Origin of the sequence: Mesorhizobium loti R88b (genome assembly GCF_013170845.1) — a bacterium.
In the GTDB taxonomy this organism is placed as follows: domain Bacteria; phylum Pseudomonadota; class Alphaproteobacteria; order Rhizobiales; family Rhizobiaceae; genus Mesorhizobium; species Mesorhizobium loti_B.
In genome coordinates this window covers 3,162,845-3,177,859 of sequence record NZ_CP033367.1, presented here as the reverse complement: position 1 = coordinate 3,177,859, position 15,015 = coordinate 3,162,845, and the positions used below count along the sequence as shown (strand labels likewise).

Annotated in this window: 19 protein-coding genes; 8 read left to right on the top strand and 11 right to left on the bottom strand. The window is 64.0% G+C overall.

The genetic code is table 11. The features are described from left to right. Positions 1-109: 109 nt before the first annotated feature. The gene (locus EB235_RS15580) at positions 110-472 is read right to left on the bottom strand and encodes a hypothetical protein (protein WP_027030115.1); all 363 of its coding nucleotides are present in this window, start codon (positions 470-472) and stop codon (positions 110-112) included. Between the two features lie 266 nt (positions 473-738). Here EB235_RS15580 and EB235_RS15575 point away from each other — a divergent pair, with 266 nt between their 5' ends. After that, complete coding sequence (locus tag EB235_RS15575) at positions 739-1,179, top strand: hypothetical protein (protein ID WP_027030116.1); 441 nt, start codon at positions 739-741, stop codon at positions 1,177-1,179. Between the two features lie 95 nt (positions 1,180-1,274). Here the strand turns inward: EB235_RS15575 and EB235_RS15570 are convergent, their stop codons facing one another. Further along, positions 1,275-2,897 (bottom strand): ABC-F family ATP-binding cassette domain-containing protein, encoded by a 1,623-nt coding sequence (locus EB235_RS15570; protein ID WP_027030117.1) that lies wholly within the window; start codon positions 2,895-2,897, stop codon positions 1,275-1,277. A gap of 496 nt (positions 2,898-3,393) precedes the next feature. Here EB235_RS15570 and EB235_RS15565 point away from each other — a divergent pair, with 496 nt between their 5' ends. After that, positions 3,394-3,681 (top strand): hypothetical protein, encoded by a 288-nt coding sequence (locus EB235_RS15565; protein ID WP_080680782.1) that lies wholly within the window; start codon positions 3,394-3,396, stop codon positions 3,679-3,681. A gap of 31 nt (positions 3,682-3,712) precedes the next feature. Next, on the top strand, positions 3,713-4,069 hold the full coding sequence (locus EB235_RS15560; RefSeq protein WP_027030119.1) for a hypothetical protein: 357 nt from the start codon (positions 3,713-3,715) through the stop codon (positions 4,067-4,069). A gap of 158 nt (positions 4,070-4,227) precedes the next feature. Here the strand turns inward: EB235_RS15560 and EB235_RS15555 are convergent, their stop codons facing one another. After that, the gene (locus EB235_RS15555; protein WP_027030120.1) at positions 4,228-4,857 is read right to left on the bottom strand and encodes an NADPH-dependent F420 reductase; all 630 of its coding nucleotides are present in this window, start codon (positions 4,855-4,857) and stop codon (positions 4,228-4,230) included. 23 nt (positions 4,858-4,880) lie between these two features. Next, complete coding sequence (locus tag EB235_RS15550; protein ID WP_027030121.1) at positions 4,881-5,579, bottom strand: SDR family NAD(P)-dependent oxidoreductase; 699 nt, start codon at positions 5,577-5,579, stop codon at positions 4,881-4,883. 174 nt (positions 5,580-5,753) lie between these two features. On the opposite strand from EB235_RS15550, the gene EB235_RS15545 reads away from it, so the two are divergent. Together EB235_RS15545 and EB235_RS15540 are read left to right on the top strand one after the other, a co-directional pair. Continuing rightward, a complete protein-coding gene (locus EB235_RS15545) occupies positions 5,754-6,383 on the top strand; it encodes a glutathione S-transferase family protein (RefSeq protein WP_027030122.1) in 630 nt (209 codons plus the stop codon). A 175-nt stretch (positions 6,384-6,558) separates the two neighbouring features. Beyond that, positions 6,559-7,047, top strand: a complete 489-nt coding sequence (locus EB235_RS15540) for an RrF2 family transcriptional regulator (protein ID WP_027030123.1) — start codon at positions 6,559-6,561, stop codon at positions 7,045-7,047. Here the strand turns inward: EB235_RS15540 and EB235_RS15535 are convergent. The 4 genes from EB235_RS15535 to EB235_RS15520 all read right to left on the bottom strand — a co-directional run bounded on the left by EB235_RS15535 (position 7,030) and on the right by EB235_RS15520 (position 9,899). Continuing rightward, positions 7,030-8,061, bottom strand: a complete 1,032-nt coding sequence (locus EB235_RS15535) for a mechanosensitive ion channel family protein (RefSeq protein ID WP_027030124.1) — start codon at positions 8,059-8,061, stop codon at positions 7,030-7,032. The genes EB235_RS15540 and EB235_RS15535 overlap by 18 nt on opposite strands. A gap of 66 nt (positions 8,062-8,127) precedes the next feature. Then, positions 8,128-8,547: a cupin domain-containing protein gene (locus EB235_RS15530; protein ID WP_027030125.1), complete on the bottom strand. Its 420-nt coding sequence runs from the start codon at positions 8,545-8,547 to the stop codon at positions 8,128-8,130. A gap of 32 nt (positions 8,548-8,579) precedes the next feature. After that, positions 8,580-9,356 (bottom strand): SDR family oxidoreductase, encoded by a 777-nt coding sequence (locus EB235_RS15525; RefSeq protein WP_027030126.1) that lies wholly within the window; start codon positions 9,354-9,356, stop codon positions 8,580-8,582. A gap of 63 nt (positions 9,357-9,419) precedes the next feature. Next, positions 9,420-9,899 carry a carboxymuconolactone decarboxylase family protein gene (locus EB235_RS15520; protein WP_027030127.1) on the bottom strand — a complete coding sequence of 160 codons (480 nt, stop codon included), beginning with the start codon at positions 9,897-9,899 and terminating at the stop codon, positions 9,420-9,422. Between the two features lie 127 nt (positions 9,900-10,026). Between EB235_RS15520 and EB235_RS15515 the strand changes: the two genes are divergently transcribed. Beyond that, positions 10,027-10,998: a LysR family transcriptional regulator gene (locus tag EB235_RS15515; RefSeq protein WP_027030128.1), complete on the top strand. Its 972-nt coding sequence runs from the start codon at positions 10,027-10,029 to the stop codon at positions 10,996-10,998. Here the strand turns inward: EB235_RS15515 and EB235_RS15510 are convergent. After that, positions 10,977-11,576 carry a YdeI/OmpD-associated family protein gene (locus tag EB235_RS15510; RefSeq protein ID WP_027030129.1) on the bottom strand — a complete coding sequence of 200 codons (600 nt, stop codon included), beginning with the start codon at positions 11,574-11,576 and terminating at the stop codon, positions 10,977-10,979. The two genes, EB235_RS15515 and EB235_RS15510, sit on opposite strands and share 22 nt — an antisense overlap. A gap of 194 nt (positions 11,577-11,770) precedes the next feature. Here EB235_RS15510 and EB235_RS15505 point away from each other — a divergent pair, with 194 nt between their 5' ends. Both EB235_RS15505 and EB235_RS15500 read left to right on the top strand, forming a co-directional pair. Next, positions 11,771-12,148 (top strand): VOC family protein, encoded by a 378-nt coding sequence (locus tag EB235_RS15505; RefSeq protein ID WP_155256353.1) that lies wholly within the window; start codon positions 11,771-11,773, stop codon positions 12,146-12,148. Between the two features lie 124 nt (positions 12,149-12,272). Next, the gene (locus EB235_RS15500) at positions 12,273-13,001 is read left to right on the top strand and encodes an SDR family oxidoreductase (protein ID WP_027030130.1); all 729 of its coding nucleotides are present in this window, start codon (positions 12,273-12,275) and stop codon (positions 12,999-13,001) included. Here the strand turns inward: EB235_RS15500 and EB235_RS15495 are convergent. Next, a complete protein-coding gene (locus tag EB235_RS15495) occupies positions 12,998-13,966 on the bottom strand; it encodes a LysR family transcriptional regulator (protein ID WP_027030131.1) in 969 nt (322 codons plus the stop codon). The genes EB235_RS15500 and EB235_RS15495 overlap by 4 nt on opposite strands. Positions 13,967-13,985: 19 nt before the next feature. Next, positions 13,986-14,891 carry a S1C family serine protease gene (locus EB235_RS15490; protein ID WP_027030132.1) on the bottom strand — a complete coding sequence of 302 codons (906 nt, stop codon included), beginning with the start codon at positions 14,889-14,891 and terminating at the stop codon, positions 13,986-13,988. Positions 14,892-15,015 lie beyond the last annotated feature (124 nt).

Genomic DNA, 15,015 nt, shown 5'->3' with positions numbered 1-15,015 from the left:
GCGCATATAGTCGGCGGCAACATCCGCGACATGAGATAAATCGCGGCGAACCTGCATGCACTCCATCCAGCGCCGCCACCCGGACTCGAATCGCCACGAAGAGGGAGTGCTACGGATATTTCGCCTTTGCGACCGCCGGGCTCAAATCGCCTTCCAGTTCCTTCGGCAGCGGAAGGCTCGAGCATTGCAGGTGCACATTGCGGGCGAATATCTTCCGCTGCTTGTGCTCGGCCTCCTTGGTGGCCGCGATGATCCCCAACCCATAGGGGCCAAGCGCCGCGAATTCCCAGCCCGGGTGGAGTTTCTCACGCGCCTGGTAGTCCGAAGCCGCGGTGCGGGCCTGCTGGCATTGCGGCGATGCCCATTTCGGATCTTGCTGCGAAAGCGAGGCGCCATAGTCGACTGGCGAGGTCGCGCATCCGCCCAATGTCGCGGCCAATGCGGACATGGCAATTTCCAGCGCAATTCTCATGCGAATCCCCTTCCCCTCGGTCGCATCATCTTAAAGTCCACATGGGCGCAGCGAAATGGGGGACGCCAAGAATCTGGCAGAGCCCGCCGTGCCAATCACGTATACGCGATACCAAGCCCTGGCGCTTGCCTCGGCTCCGCTTCGTGGCGATAACCAGATTCAGGCCGCGTGCCTGGAACCAAATCACTGCCGAGACTGTTCAGTTGAAACTTTGACACGACGCTGACATCCCAGCCGGCAAAGCGGCCACCTTGAGGAGCTCCATCATGAACATTTCGTCCGGATTTCGTAAGATCGCGGTTGCCGCCATCGCCACTGCCGGTATCGGCTTTGCCAGCGCGGCACATGCTGACAGCGGCACGATCCGCTTTGCCGTCTACAAGGCGGCCTTCTTCATCGGCGGCTCCGGCGGCGAAGGCACGTTCACCTTCCATGGCAAGTCGTATCCGATCTCCATCGGCGCCGTTTCGGGCGGCCTCGCCTTTGGCGTTTCAAAGACTTATTTCCACGGCACCGTTACCCACATCAGGCGCGCGCGGGATGTAACGGGGGTCTACGGCGCGGCGGGTGGCGGCGGCACGATCGGCAAGGGCGCCCAGGTGATCGTCATGACCAACGACAAGGGTGCCCAGCTCGAACTCACCGGCAAGCAGGTTGGCCTGCAGGTCAACGCCGATCTCAGCGGCTTTGCCATCTCGATGAAGTAAGGGCCTCGTCCCTTTCAGAAGTAAGGGCCTCGTCCCTTTAAGGGGCACGCTGGATACCAAAGAGGGCGGCGTCGGCTCGACGGCCGCCCTTTTTGTCAGCTCCGCAAGCCCGGGGCTTCCTGCCCTGTGCGCTCGACATATTCCGTATAGCCGCCGCCATAGGTGTGGATGCCTTCCGGCGTCAGTTCCAGCACGCGGTTCGACAGCGCTGCCAGGAAATGCCGGTCGTGCGAGACGAACAGCATGGTGCCTTCATATTGCGACAGCGCCTCGATCAGCATCTGCTTGGTGGCGATGTCGAGGTGGTTGGTCGGCTCGTCCAGCACCAGCAGATTGGGCGGGTCGAACAGCATCAGCGCCATCACCAGCCGCGCCTTCTCGCCGCCTGAAAGCACGCGGCATTTCTTCTCGATCTCGTCGCCGGAAAAGCCGAAGCAGCCGGCAAGCGCGCGCAGCGGCGCCTGGCCGGCCTGCGGGAAGGCGTCCTCCAGCGTCTGGAACACGGTGCGCTCGCCTTCCAGCACTTCCATCGCATGCTGGGCGAAATAGCCCATTTTCACGCTCGGCCCGCGCGCCACCGTGCCGGTGTCGGGGTCGGAGGCGCCGGCCACCAGTTTCAACAGCGTCGACTTGCCGGCGCCATTGACGCCCATGATGCACCAGCGCTCGCGCCGGCGGACCTGGAAGTCGAGCCCCTCGTAGATGGTGCGGCTGCCATAGGCCTTGTTCACGTTCTTCAGAGTGACGACATCCTCGCCGCAGCGAGGCGCCGGCTGGAACTCGAAATTGACGATCTGGCGACGCTTGGGCGGCTCGACGCGGTCGATCTTGTCGAGCTTCTTCACCCGGCTCTGCACCTGGGCTGCATGCGACGCGCGCGCCTTGAAGCGCTCGATGAAGGCGATCTCCTTGGCCAGCATCGCCTGCTGGCGCTCGAACTGCGCCTGCTGCTGCTTGTCGGCAATCGCCCGCTGCTGCTGGTAGAATTCGTAATTGCCGGAGTAAGCGGTGAGCGAGCCGGCATCGATCTCGACGATCTTGTTGACGATGCGGTTCATGAACTCGCGGTCGTGCGAGGTCATCAACAGCGCGCCGTCATAGCCTTTGAGGAACTGTTCCAGCCAGATCAGGCTTTCCAGATCGAGATGGTTCGATGGTTCGTCGAGCAGCATGACATCGGGCCGCATGAGAAGAATGCGGGCCAGCGCCACGCGCATCTTCCAGCCGCCGGAGAGCTTGCCGACGTCGCCGTCCATCATCTCCTGGGAAAAGCCGAGACCATCGAGCACTTCGCGGGCTCGACCGTCGAGCGCATAGCCGTCGAGCTCCTCGAAGCGGTGCTGCGCCTCGCCGTATTTCTCGATGATCTCATCCATCTTGTCGGCCTGGTCGGGATCGGCCATCGCGGCCTCCAGCTCCGCCATCTCGGCCGCCACGTCGCTGACCGGCCCGGCGCCGTTCATCACTTCCGCGACCGCACTGTGGCCAGCCATGTCGCCGACATCCTGGCTGAAATAACCAATGGTGACGCCGCGATCGACCTGCACCTGGCCCTCGTCCGGCTGCTCCTGGCTGGTGATCATGCGAAACAGTGTCGTCTTTCCCGCGCCATTGGGTCCGACAAGGCCGACCTTCTCGCCCTTCTGCAGCGAGGCCGACGCCTCGATGAAGACAAGCTGACGGCCGTTCTGCTTGCTGATGCTTTCAAGTCTGATCATGCGGGTTTCCGGACTATGCCTGCGCTGAAAGGATTTGCCCGGCGCCTTACGCGAATGAGGCTGCCGGGGGAAGAGGCACAAGCGCCGCAGACAGCCGAAACGCCCTTCCTTCCCCCCTTGTGGGGTGAGCAGCCGGTTCGCGAAGCGAATTCATCGTGCCAGTGGCACGATGAAAGGCCGGCTAACGCTGGGACGCTGCGAAGCAGCGGGGACCCGGCAGGTGGATAGTGCACCACCCCGCCCTTCGCACGGCTCAGGGCGTTCGAAGCTCGAAAAGCCAAGCAATTGGCTTTTCGTTCGCTGCGCGAACCGCTTCTCACCCCACAAGGGGAGAAGGAAAAACCCTCGCAGACACACTTCAGAAACAAGATTCAACATCCGGGAAAAACTGGCGAAAAGATCGTCAGTCATAACCATCCTCGTAGCGACCGAACAGCGGTCGCCACGTGAACGCAAAGGGATGGTCCCGACAATGCAACGACGTTCGACCGGATGGATGGCTGCCCTCGCAGGCATTTCGCTCGCCATGCTTGCCGTCGCACAGTCGGGTGCCGAGGCGGCGGTTACCCGGAGCGAATATTGCAGCCGGCTCGGTCTTCAACTCGACGGAGCCATCCGGACCAAAGCCCAACCCGGTGCCAACGCGAGTGAGATCGCGCAGGCAACGGCACTCCAGGACAAGGCGAACCGGTTCTGTTCCGAGCGCAAGCAGGCGCAAGGCATCCTGACCTACGCCAACGCCCTGAAACTTCTTGGCGTGACACCAGTCGACCTCGACCAGTGACAACAACCATCAACCCCTAGGGAAGCCTATCATGAACAAGCCCCTCCTCTCCGCCCTCAGCCTGGCCATTGCGCTCGGTCTCGCCATGCCGGTGGTCGGCACCGCCAATGCGGCCACGACCACCACCACGACGACCGCTCCGGCCACGACGACGGCCCCCGCGACCGCTCCGGCGACGACGACCGCTCCGGCGGCTCCCGCTGCCGTGGACGCGGCGAAGACGCCGGTCAAGGCAGCCGCGCACAAGCGTCACCACCACCACAAGAAGCACCACAGGCATGGGCACAAGCACGCTCACCGGCACGCGCACAAAAGGCACGGCCACAAGCACGTCGCCCGGAAGCACCACCACAAGAAGCACGCCCACAAGCACGCCAAGGCAGCTTAAGCTGCTCTGACCTCTCTTCTGACTTCCTCCCGGGAAAAGGCCGCCACTCGCAGAAAGCGAGGGCGGCTTTTCTTGTGCGCAATTACGCAAACCAGGTCGCTGAAAGTGCACCAAAACAAGCACTTACAGCAATTCCACGAATCAGATCGTCAACCGCCTCATGCGACGCCGAGTGCTGCCCGAACCTGCGGCCCGCTCATGCCGCTGTCGAAGACTTCAGTGCCGGGGTCGAAGCGGCGGGCCTGTAACAGCGGTCCGACCACCACCGGATCGAAGCCGGCATCCGCCACCAGCAGTGCCGCCAGGGCAACAGCCTCTTCATCATCGCCGGCAAGCGGAATGCCGATCCGGTCACCGGCGCGATGCGCCTGCGATTGCAGCGTCGTCCACATCACCGTGCTGAAGGCACGAACCAGCTTTGCACGCGCCAACAGCGGTGCCACGGAAAAAGCCACGCCCTCCTTGCGGGCAAGTGCCGCGTCGCCGAAGGCGCCGTCGCGCGGCGGGTCGGGCACCGTGGCGTCGAGCAGCACCTTGTCGCCAAGTGCTGCCTCGATCTCGGCCGCGACATCGGGCCATGCGCGAAACGGGATGGCGGCCAGCACGATGTCAGCGTCGGCAACGGCATCGCTGGCCGAGCCCGCCTTGGCTTTGCCGCCAAGGCCGGAAAGCATCGAGCGCAGCCGCTCGGGATGCCGCACACCGAAGGTCACGCTGTGTCCGGCCTGCGCCCACAGCCGTCCGACCGTGCCGCCGATCATGCCGGCGCCGAGAATTCCTATTTTCATCTTCGCCTCCTGTTCAACCACGCTCACCACGGCAGCCGTTTGCCGTCGCGAAAAAAGCCGCCGGTCGGGCCGTCATCCGGCAAGGTCGCGGCCCAGACGATGCCGGCTGCCCCTTGCGCCACCGGTCGTCCGCCCGGCCCGCCCATATCGGTGGCGACCCAGCCCGGGCAGATGGCGTTGACCAGCACGCCGGAGCCGCGCAGTTCGGCCGCCAGCACGCAGGTCAGCGCATTGAGCGTCGCTTTCGAGGTCGAATAGGCCGGCGCCCCCGCCCCCATCGAGGCCAGCGAGCCGCCTTCCGACGACACATTGACCAGCCTGCCATGACCGCCCGCCAGGAGCAGAGGCGCGAAGGCGGACGCCGTTCGCCAGGCGCCAAAGACATTGGTCTCGAACGCCTCGCGGATCACGGTCCAGTCGGCCCGCAAGGCGCGCGCGCCGCTGTCATAGTGGATGGCGGCATTGTTGATCAGCACGTCGAGCCGGCCGAACCGACGCTCGACTTCGGCGGCTGCGCTTGCTGCCGCGTCTGGCGCGGCGACATCGAGCTTGATGGCCTCGACATGGCCATCAAGCCCCCTCGCCGCCGCCTCGCCCTTGGCGAGATCGCGCACGCCGAGCAGCACGATGAAGCCGAGTTTCGCCAGCTGGCGCCCGGTTTCCAGGCCAATACCGCGATTGGCGCCGGTGACGAGGGCGATTTTGTTGGGGGGCGGATTCATATCGGATGCCTCTTTGTATCGATCATCTCAGGGAAAGATGGCACAGGTGGAATTGATTTATTAGGCAGTGGCGATCGCAGTCATTGCGCGATGGAGTGCATGAATTGGCCGCGCATGAATCGGGTGTCGCCCAACATCTCACCATGCGATCGTCCCCCATCACGAGGATCGGCCATGCTCACGCTTCACGATTATCTGCCATCGCAAAATGGCTGGAAAGTCCGGGTCCTGCTCGGCCTGCTGAAGATTCCATACGACACGCGCATGGTCTCGATCTTCGAAGGCGAGAGCCACACCGATGCTTTCCTCGACCTCAATCCGGCCGGTGCGGTTCCCGTGCTCCAGCTCGAAGACGGCAGTGCCATTGCCGAATCCAATGCGATCCTCACCTACCTCGCCGAAGGCACGCCGTTCCTGCCGGCCGACCGCACTCGGCGCGCCAAGATCATGCAGTGGCTGTTCTTCGAGCAATACAATGTCGAGCCCGTCATCGGCTCGCTGCGCTTCTGGACCTTGACCGGACGGCTTGAGCGCAACCAGGCCATGGTTGCCAGCAAGCGCGAGGCAGGCGCCCGCACGCTCGCCGCCCTGAACCGCAGCCTTGCCGAAACGCCATTCCTCACTGGCGACGACCTGACCATCGCCGACATCGCCGTCTATGCCTACAGCCACCGCGCCGGAGATTGCGGCTTTTCGCTTGCGGACTACCCGGCATTCCTCGCCTGGACCGGCCGCGTGGCCGACGCCATCGGCCCCGGCTACCCCGTCCACCCCTACAGCATCGACCCACATTCGGGCGGCTGAAGCCGCTATATCTTGCCCTGCGGATATCGGCATTGCGCATGTCGCGCCGCCAAGCCGCCCTGGCAACAGACCATGCCGATCCCGTCCTGCGGAACCTGTCTGTTTACACCCCGGCTAAATAGGGATATTTCATATCCTTAATGAATTCGATCAGCATCGGCCTTGGAATTCACTGATGATCCTGAAAAGCCAAGTCGAATGGGCGCTGCACTGCTGCGCCATTCTCGCCGGTCTGCCTGAGGGACGGTATCTCTCGACGAAAGCGCTCGCCGAATTCCACGGCCTTCCCAAGGAATATCTTTCCAAGGCGCTGCAAAGCCTGTCGCAGGCGGGTCTGGTGAATACGACGCTCGGTCCATCGGGCGGGTATCGATTGGCGCGGCCACCGGCCGAACTGACCTTCCTCGACATCGTTGAGGCGGTGGAGGGCAAGGCGCGGACGTTTGTGTGCAACAACATCCGTGCAAACAATCCGTGCCGTCCGCAGGGCTATTGTGAAAGCAGCCCTTGCGCGGTGTCGCGCATCATGTGGGAAGCCGATGAGGCCTGGCGGGCAAAATTGCGCGGCGTCAGGCTTTCCGACCTTACCGAAGCGCTGGCGCTGGAGATCCCGGAGGAGCTCTGGAAGAACAGCTTCGAATGGGTGCTAGAGCGCGCCGGATGACCGCGAACGCATGACCGGCGCCGGCGGCAGGTCTCTCGTCACGGACAGGGCGCCGGCATAAGCCTGGGGCGGCAGGGCAAGGGAAAGGCCGCTCGCTTCGCAATGGCGATGGACAAGGTCGATCACCTCATTCCTCGCCAGCAGCCGGTCGCCCGGACCGGCCACGCAAAAGAGCAGGTCCATCCCCACTGCCACCGCGTCGATCTCCTTGAGCGCGACAAGCGGTGCCGGCTCCTGGACGATCCGTTGGCAGCTGGCGAGAATCGTAAGCATGGCCGCTTCGATGACGTGCGGCGCCTGCGTGGCCGCGATCCGCACCGTCAGGCTCATCTGCTGCGTCGCGTCTGGACGGCTGAGATTGGTCAGGCTGAGCTTCGCCAGGACGCTGTTGGGCATGATGACGATGTTGTTTGCGCCGGTCAGCAGATGCGTGGAGCGCCAGGTCGTCTCCACGACCCGTCCTTCCGTGCCGTCGCCCAGCATGATCCAGTCACCGAGCGTGTAGGGTCGGCCCAGCGTCAGCGCGATGCCGGAGAAGACATCACCAAGCGTGTTCTGCAGCGCCAGCCCGACAATGATCGCGACCACGCCCGACGTTGCCGCCAGCGTTCCGATGGGAGCACCGAAGACGAAGCCTGTTATCGACAGCGCCACGCCGAGATAGATGGCGGCAACGACCAGGTCCTGGAGCAGGCGCGCCTCTTGCGGCCTGTGTTCCAGGACAATGTAGAGGCGCACGAAGCCGACAAGCGTCCAGGCCAGGTGTACCCACCACAGGATGCGCGCCGACGTCGCCAGATATGCGCCCGCGCCCTGGAGTTCTGTAAGATCTGTCTCGGCCACCCAATGCGGCAGGATACCGCTGAAGCCGAGCACCGCGGTCATGCCGGCGAAGAACAGGATCTGGACGACCAGGCGCGCCATCGGACGCCCACGCCCCTGGAAACACCAGACGACAATGCCGGCAGCCCCGAGCAGATTGATCAGGACCAGAGGCAGATAATCGCCGAACATGAACTCACCGGTGGATTTGAGCTTGCAGGCACGGCCGGCCCCCAGGAAGACGTCCGGCCTCTGCGCCTACTTCTTGACCGGATAGGTCAGCTCCTTCTGGGCGGTATCGACCACGAACACCGCCAGCAGCTTTGCGGGCTTGGTCTTGCTGCCGTTCTCGCTGACGCTGTGGCGATCGCCCGGCATCTCCGAAAAACTCTCGCCGGCCTTGTAGAGCTTGACCGGGTCGTTGTTGACCTGGCTGCGGATGGAGCCTTCCAGAACGGTCGCATAGATAAAAGCTGAACTCGGATGCGTGTGCGCCGGCGAGGTGCCGCCGGGGGCGTATTCGACAAGGATGCCCTTGATGCTCTTGCCCGGAACATTCGGCAGTTCATGCTCATAGACGAGGGTAACCTTGGCCCCCTTTTCGCCGGCGTCATGCGCTCCGGCCGGAACCGCCAGGGCTGCCGTCACGACGACGGCGGCAACGATGGACTTGATCATTTGAAAACTCCTTTTTCCATTGAGCGGTATGCCTAAGCCGCCGCGTTTGCTGGCGGTGATTTCCGCGCCGAGGCGGCGAACCACTGCTCGAAGCTGATGTGGCCGAGGCGGGGATTGTTGTCGGAGACCAGCGAAGTGTCGTTCAGCCGGGCGCCGAAGTAGAGCGCCTCCGGATCAGCCACGACCTCGCGAGGATCGCCGACAGCCTTGAGGTAGCGGGCGACGAGCTCGCTCATGCGCAGACGCTGCGGACCGGAAATCTCGATCATGCCGTTGATCGGCGCGGCGAGCGCGACACCGGCCATGACGTCGGCGACGTCGTCGGATGCGATGGGCTGCACATAGGCCGGCGACAGATGTACCGCCTCGCCGACCATGCCCGACTTGGCGATGCCGGCCAGGAACTCCATGAACTGCGTCGAATGAACGATGGTGTAGGGAATGCCGGAGGCTTTGATCAGATTTTCCTGGACGAGTTTGGCGCGGAAATAGCCGCAATCCTGCAGGCGTTCAGTGCCGACAATCGACAGCGCGATATGATGCCTGACGCCAGCAGCCTTGCCGGCCGCGAGCAGGTTGCGGCCTGAAATCGTGAAGAAGTCCATCGACGCCTTGTCCTCGAAGGACGGGGAGTTGGCGAGGTCGATCACCACCTCGGCGCCTTGGAGCGTCTCCTGCAGGCCTTCGCCGGTGATGGTGTTGACGCCGGTATTCGGCGCGGCTGCGATCACCTCGTGGCCCTGCTTGCGCAGGCGTTCGGTGGTCTTGGTGCCAATGAGGCCAGTGCCTCCGATGATGACGATTTTCATGATGGTCTCCATTTGCGGCCGCGATCTCGCGCCGCGTCGTTTGATGGGTTTGTCAGGGAAGGCTTAGTTCAGGCCGGCCTTGTCGAGGCCGTAGAGCTTGTCAGCGGAGCCGGGCACGGTCTTGAACGCGACGTTGAGCCGGTTCCAGGCGTTGATGGACATGACCGAGAAGGTCAGGTCGGAGATTTCCTTTTCCGAAAGCTGGCCGCGCACGCGCTCATAGCGCTCGTCCTCTATGCCGCCCTCGGGAAGCCTGGTGACGGCTTCGGTCCAGGCAAGGGCCGCCCGTTCGCGGGGACTGAAAAGGGTCGATTCCCGCCAGACGGCGACATGGTAGAGGCGCAACTCGCTCTCGCCATGGATCCTCGCTTCCTTGACATGCATGTCGAGGCAGAAGGCGCAGCCATTGATCTGGGAGGCCCTGATGTGGACCAGATCGCGGATCTTCTCTTCAATGGCGCTGTGTGTCTCGGCCATGCTGAAATCGAGAAGCTTCTTGAACAGTTCAGGCGATTGCTGGGCGGCGTTCAGGCGCTGTGTCATGGTTTTTCCCTGTTTGAGGATATCCTATGTCCTTAAGGATAATAAATATCCGTAATATCTGGACAGTAAAGCGCCATCCGCCTAGGATGCGGACATAAGGCTTATGTCGAAAAGTATGAGGGCGAGGATGGACGTCGTATCGGCGTTGCGAACATTCCTGCGGGTGGCGCAGACAAAGTCCTTCTCGGCGGCTGCGCTCGACCTCAATCTGACGCAGCCGGCAGTATCGCGGCAGGTCTCCGCACTGGAATCGCATCTCAAGACGCGCCTTCTGCACCGCACGACCAGCGCGCTCGCCTTGACGGCGGAAGGTGAACAGATGCTGCCGATGGCGCTGCGCGTCCTCGAAGCGGTCGAAGCGCTCGGCCAGGTCAGCGGCGCCGAAGCCGGAGCCGTATCCGGAAAGGTGAGGCTCAGCCTGCCGACGCCGCTCGGGTTCTTCATCAGCGACCGCCTGGCGGGGCTACTGGAACGCCATCCGGCACTTCAAGTCGAGCTGCTCCTTCGCGACGAGCCCTCGGACCTCATCGCCAACGCAATCGATCTCGAGGTGCGCCTCGGGCCGGTCGGCGACAGCAGCCTGATGTGCCGCCGGATCGGCTGGACAACAGCCTTTCTCGTCGCCTCGCCAGCCTATCTCAAGGCACGCGACACACCGCGAACGCCGCAAGACATCAGGGATCACGCCTGCATTTGTTACAGCCGTGGCGGCGACGGCCGGTCATGGTCATTCTCCGGTGGAGCGGATGACATTGTCGTGCGGATTGAGCCCCGCCTGGTCGCCAACAATTCAATGGCCGTCCATCGTGCAGCACTGGCCGGAAGCGGGCTCGCGGTGCTCTCCCATATTCTGGCCGGACCCGACATCGAAGCCGGCAGGCTGGTCAAGCTGATGCCGGATTTTCCGCCGACGCGCCTGCCGATCAACGTCGTTTATCCCTCGCGCCGAAACATGCCGTTGCGTGTGACGACGATCCGCGACTTTCTTGTCCAGGCCGTCCGCGGGGACATTTTGATGGCGTCGTCAGCGCCCTTGCAGACCGAACCGTCGACCCGCATTCCGGCGCCTGAAAGCCCCTATTTCTTGCCCTGCGGATAGATCGTCTCGCCACGCTTCAGCATGGCGACGAAGGTCTCGATCTTTTTCTTGCGTCCGGCCTCGGTCTTCATGTTGTGGGTGCGGAAGGCGAGCGAGAAGCGGTTCTGCGCGCTGAGTTTGTCCAGCATCGCTTTTGCCGCAGGCTCGGCGTCGATGGCCGCTTGCAGATCGTCGGGGATTTTCATCTCCTTGCCGCTGCCATAGGCGCGCGCCCAGCGCCCGTCGGCCTTGGCGGCCTCAACCTGTTTCAGCCCACGTTCTGTCATGCGGCCCTCCTCTATGAGCCGCGCGACATTGTCGATGTTGATCTTGCTCCAGATGCTCTTTTTGCCGCGCGGCGTGTAGCGCTGGAGAAAACTGTTGTCGTCCAGCCCCTTGCGCACCGCGTCGATCCAGCCGAAGCACAGCACGACGTCGATGGCTTGCTTCGGCGTGATCGACTTCAGTCCCGAGCCCACCTTGTGGACCTTGATCCACACTTCGGTTTCCGAGGCGTGGTGCTCGCCGAGCCAGGCGTGGAAACTGGCCGGGTCCGGAAACTCCCGGACCTTGTTGGGATCGACCTTGACCGGCGCCATCAGGCGGCCCGCCGGTTCGGAATTGTTGTCGCCTGCATCACCAACATCTTGCCTCCGTCATCCCTTGATTGCCGGCATCATGGCATGGTCCGCTGTCAGTTTTCGTCAGCAATGGAGCATGCTGCCAGGAAGCACCGGAACGTGCCATCCCGTGCCGCGTTGCGGAAAGAGTGTACACTGCGATGGAGGGTCCGATGGCGATCGAAACCATTTTCGCTCATGTCAGTTGCTCCGACCTCGAGGCCAGCATTGGCTGGTACGAAAAGCTCTTCGGCAAGCCGCCGCTGCGCCGGCCGATGCCGGGGCTGGCCGAATGGCAATTCACCGACAGCGCCGAAGTGCAGCTATTCGAGGACAAGGACAAGGCCGGCACCTCGACACTGACGCTTGGCGTGCTGCCGCTGGCGCCCGAAAGGCAGAGGCTGCTGGATGCGGGACTGGAACCTGGCCCCATCGAGGAGGCCACGGATTTCTGGATCATGCGCATGCGCGATCCCGATGGGAATCTGGTTGTGTTTGCCAGTGCGGAGAGGGATAGAAGCCAGGCAGGCGTTCAAGCGCGACTTAGCTGAGCTTCCATCCCGCACTGCACCACGATCGGACTCTCCGATAGCACCATCGATTTCTTCCGTTTTCCCATGGCGCCCTGACCTGCCAATCCCCTGCCCTTGTCTCAATCAGCAAAGGCAGAGCGACATGAGCATTTCAAACCAGAAGATCCTGATCGTCGGCGGCGGTTCCGGCATGGGCCTGGCCCTGGCCAGGCGTTGCGTCGAGGCCGGTGCCGAGATCGTCATCGCCGGGCGCAGCAAAGACAGGCTGCGACAGGCACGCGAGGCGCTGGGCAACCCCACTCGCCTCACCGTCGCCGTCGTCGACATCACGCGGGAAGAGCAGGTTGCAGCGTTATTCGCCCGCATCGGCGGCCTCGACCACATCGTCAGCACGGCGGCCGACATCGAAGGCGCCTACAGGCTGCTGCCGGAGCTTGACCTCAAGGCGGCGCAACGCGTTGTCGACAGCAAGCTCTTCGGCCCGCTGCTGCTCGCCAGGCATGGTGCGCCACGGCTTGCCGCGACCGGCTCGATGACCTTCGTTTCCGGCATCGCTGCCTACCGGCCCGCGGCGCGCGGCTCTGTCGTCGCCGCCGTCAATGCCGCGCTCGAAGGCCTGGTGCGGGCGCTGGCCGTCGAGCTGGCGCCGATCAGGGTCAACGCCGTTTCGCCCGGCTGGGTCGACACCGAAATCTGGGCGCAGGTTGCCGGCGACCGCAAAGCCGAAACGCTTGCCGCGATGGCCGAGCGGCTGCCGGTCGGCAGGGTCGGCCAGCCCGACGACATCGCCGACGCGCTTTTGTTCCTCATCGGCAATGGCTTTACCACGGGGACCACGCTGCATGTCGAGGGCGGACACCGGCTGGTCTAGCTGGCGGCGGCTTCCGTCAGTCTGTTTGGAAACAAGGGCTTGGCGCTATCCGCCGATTCAACTCCTGAACCCGCTTCGGGACGCGCCAACGTATCACGCGCGGCGGCGAGCAATTGCCGCAGTGCCGGCGGGTGGACGCGCCGGCGTCGCCAGATCATCGTTAGCGGCGCGGCCTGCACCGGGCCGGGCCACGGCAGTTCGACAAGCTCACCACGCTCAAGCGCGTCGCTGACGGCGAGACGCGGAACGAGACTCAAGCCGGCGCCGGCCGCCACCAGCCGGGCAATGGCACCGATGCTGCCGACCTCGGCGGCAAGTCTGGGTGCCGTGCTCTCGGCAAAGGCGGTGTCGAACATGTGCCGGTACACACATCCGGGCTCCGTCACCACGAAGTGCCGCGCGGCAAGCGCCGCCAGGTCGTGTGGCGCGGCGTCATGCCCCGGAGCCGCGACCAGCACCAGCGGTTCGGCCACAATGGTTCGCCTGGCCAGGCGTTCATCGGCCTTCGCAAGATCGCTACGCTCGAAGCAGAAGGCGACGTCGATGTCGCCATCCCCTAGCTGACGCAGCAGCGTACCGCTGTCGGCCACCTTCATGCGCACGGTGATCTCGGGATGGATGGCCTGGAACCCCGGCAGCCAGGGCGCCAACCGCGCCGAGGCGATCGTCTCCAGCGCGCCGATGGTCAACGTTCCATTTGTCTGTCCGGCAGCCAGCAGCACCGCCGCGCGCGCCTCACCGTCGAGCCGCAACAGCTCTTCGGCGATCGGCTTCAGTGCCAGCCCCGCCGGCGTCAGGTCCAGGCCTGACTTGGAGCGCGTGAACAAGGCAGTGCCCAGTTCGGCCTCGAGGGCCTGGATCTGGTCGCTGACACTGGATTGCGCAAGGTGAACCGCCTCGGCCGCACGCGTGATGTTGCGGCTGCGCGCCACCGCGAGAAAAGTCCTGAGCAGTCTTGGATGCATCGCCTGGCCGAAATCAGGCCTATTGCAACTGCGGCTTCTTCAAGAAGCTGCCACGGTCGGCGGATTTCACCCGCAGCCAGGTCTCGCGACCGTCGCGCACCACCCGCATCGGGATTTCCGCGCCGGCCGAGCCGCTGTCCCACAGCTTGCGATAGAAATCGGCAAGCCCGTCGACCGCACCGTCGCGGACCTCGGAGATGACGTCGCCTTCGCGCAAGCCCGCCTTGGCGGCCGGCCCACCCGCGGTCACGCTCATCACCACCACCTTGCCGTCGCTCTCGGCCGACAGCGCGCCGAGCCACGGACGCGGCGGCCTGGCCACCTGGCCGCGCGTCAGGAGATCGTCGAGGATCGGCGGCAGCAGATCGATCGGCACGATCATATTGATATCGGCGACCTCGCCGGCGCGGCTCATCTGCAGGCGCAGCGAGCCGATGCCGAGCAGCGCGCCATCGGCGCCAAACAGCGGCGCCCCGCCCCAGGACGGATGCGCGGGCGCGATGAAGATCGCCTCGTCGAGCAGATACTCCCAATAGCCGGCGAATTCCTGCTTGGTGACGATCTTGGCCTCGACCGCCCGGCCGATGCCGTCGGCGAGCACCACCGCATCGCCGATCCTGGCCTTGCCGGCATCGCCCAGCGCCACGGCCGGCAGCCCGGTCGGCGCCAGCGCCTGAACAAGCCCGAAGCCCGATTCCTGGTCATAGGCCAGCGCGTGCGCGGGAATGACACGGCCGTCATGCGCGGTCAGCCAAACTTCCTCGGCCTCGGTGATGAGATAGCCGATGGTCAGCACCAGCCCGTCATCCCTGATGACGACGCCGCTGCCTTCCCTCAGCGTGCCCAGCGCGCCGGCCGTGAAGGCATCCTCGGGAACGGTCGCGCGCACGGCAACGACGGAGCGCGGATTGGGATTGATGGTCATGATTGTGTCCTGCGATGCGGCTCTGGCGGTTTCTCTATAGGTATGCGCTGGGGTGGATGGTGCAAGGGTGTGTATCGCTGGTTCTTCCTTCTCCCCTTGCGGGCCTGTTGCGTAGTTAGCGAGA

What these genes read in the sequence shown, in the direction of transcription:
- EB235_RS15580 (WP_027030115.1), bottom strand. Translation starts at nt 472, where the DNA reads ATGAGAATTGCGCTGGAAATTGCCATGTCCGCATTGGCCGCGACATTG.
- EB235_RS15575 (WP_027030116.1), top strand. Translation starts at nt 739, where the DNA reads ATGAACATTTCGTCCGGATTTCGTAAGATCGCGGTTGCCGCCATCGCC.
- EB235_RS15570 (WP_027030117.1), bottom strand. Translation starts at nt 2,897, where the DNA reads ATGATCAGACTTGAAAGCATCAGCAAGCAGAACGGCCGTCAGCTTGTC.
- EB235_RS15565 (WP_080680782.1), top strand. Translation starts at nt 3,394, where the DNA reads ATGGCTGCCCTCGCAGGCATTTCGCTCGCCATGCTTGCCGTCGCACAG.
- EB235_RS15560 (WP_027030119.1), top strand. Translation starts at nt 3,713, where the DNA reads ATGAACAAGCCCCTCCTCTCCGCCCTCAGCCTGGCCATTGCGCTCGGT.
- EB235_RS15555 (WP_027030120.1), bottom strand. Translation starts at nt 4,857, where the DNA reads ATGAAAATAGGAATTCTCGGCGCCGGCATGATCGGCGGCACGGTCGGA.
- EB235_RS15550 (WP_027030121.1), bottom strand. Translation starts at nt 5,579, where the DNA reads ATGAATCCGCCCCCCAACAAAATCGCCCTCGTCACCGGCGCCAATCGC.
- EB235_RS15545 (WP_027030122.1), top strand. Translation starts at nt 5,754, where the DNA reads ATGCTCACGCTTCACGATTATCTGCCATCGCAAAATGGCTGGAAAGTC.
- EB235_RS15540 (WP_027030123.1), top strand. Translation starts at nt 6,559, where the DNA reads ATGATCCTGAAAAGCCAAGTCGAATGGGCGCTGCACTGCTGCGCCATT.
- EB235_RS15535 (WP_027030124.1), bottom strand. Translation starts at nt 8,061, where the DNA reads ATGTTCGGCGATTATCTGCCTCTGGTCCTGATCAATCTGCTCGGGGCT.
- EB235_RS15530 (WP_027030125.1), bottom strand. Translation starts at nt 8,547, where the DNA reads ATGATCAAGTCCATCGTTGCCGCCGTCGTCGTGACGGCAGCCCTGGCG.
- EB235_RS15525 (WP_027030126.1), bottom strand. Translation starts at nt 9,356, where the DNA reads ATGAAAATCGTCATCATCGGAGGCACTGGCCTCATTGGCACCAAGACC.
- EB235_RS15520 (WP_027030127.1), bottom strand. Translation starts at nt 9,899, where the DNA reads ATGACACAGCGCCTGAACGCCGCCCAGCAATCGCCTGAACTGTTCAAG.
- EB235_RS15515 (WP_027030128.1), top strand. Translation starts at nt 10,027, where the DNA reads ATGGACGTCGTATCGGCGTTGCGAACATTCCTGCGGGTGGCGCAGACA.
- EB235_RS15510 (WP_027030129.1), bottom strand. Translation starts at nt 11,576, where the DNA reads ATGGCGCCGGTCAAGGTCGATCCCAACAAGGTCCGGGAGTTTCCGGAC.
- EB235_RS15505 (WP_155256353.1), top strand. Translation starts at nt 11,771, where the DNA reads ATGGCGATCGAAACCATTTTCGCTCATGTCAGTTGCTCCGACCTCGAG.
- EB235_RS15500 (WP_027030130.1), top strand. Translation starts at nt 12,273, where the DNA reads ATGAGCATTTCAAACCAGAAGATCCTGATCGTCGGCGGCGGTTCCGGC.
- EB235_RS15495 (WP_027030131.1), bottom strand. Translation starts at nt 13,966, where the DNA reads ATGCATCCAAGACTGCTCAGGACTTTTCTCGCGGTGGCGCGCAGCCGC.
- EB235_RS15490 (WP_027030132.1), bottom strand. Translation starts at nt 14,891, where the DNA reads ATGACCATCAATCCCAATCCGCGCTCCGTCGTTGCCGTGCGCGCGACC.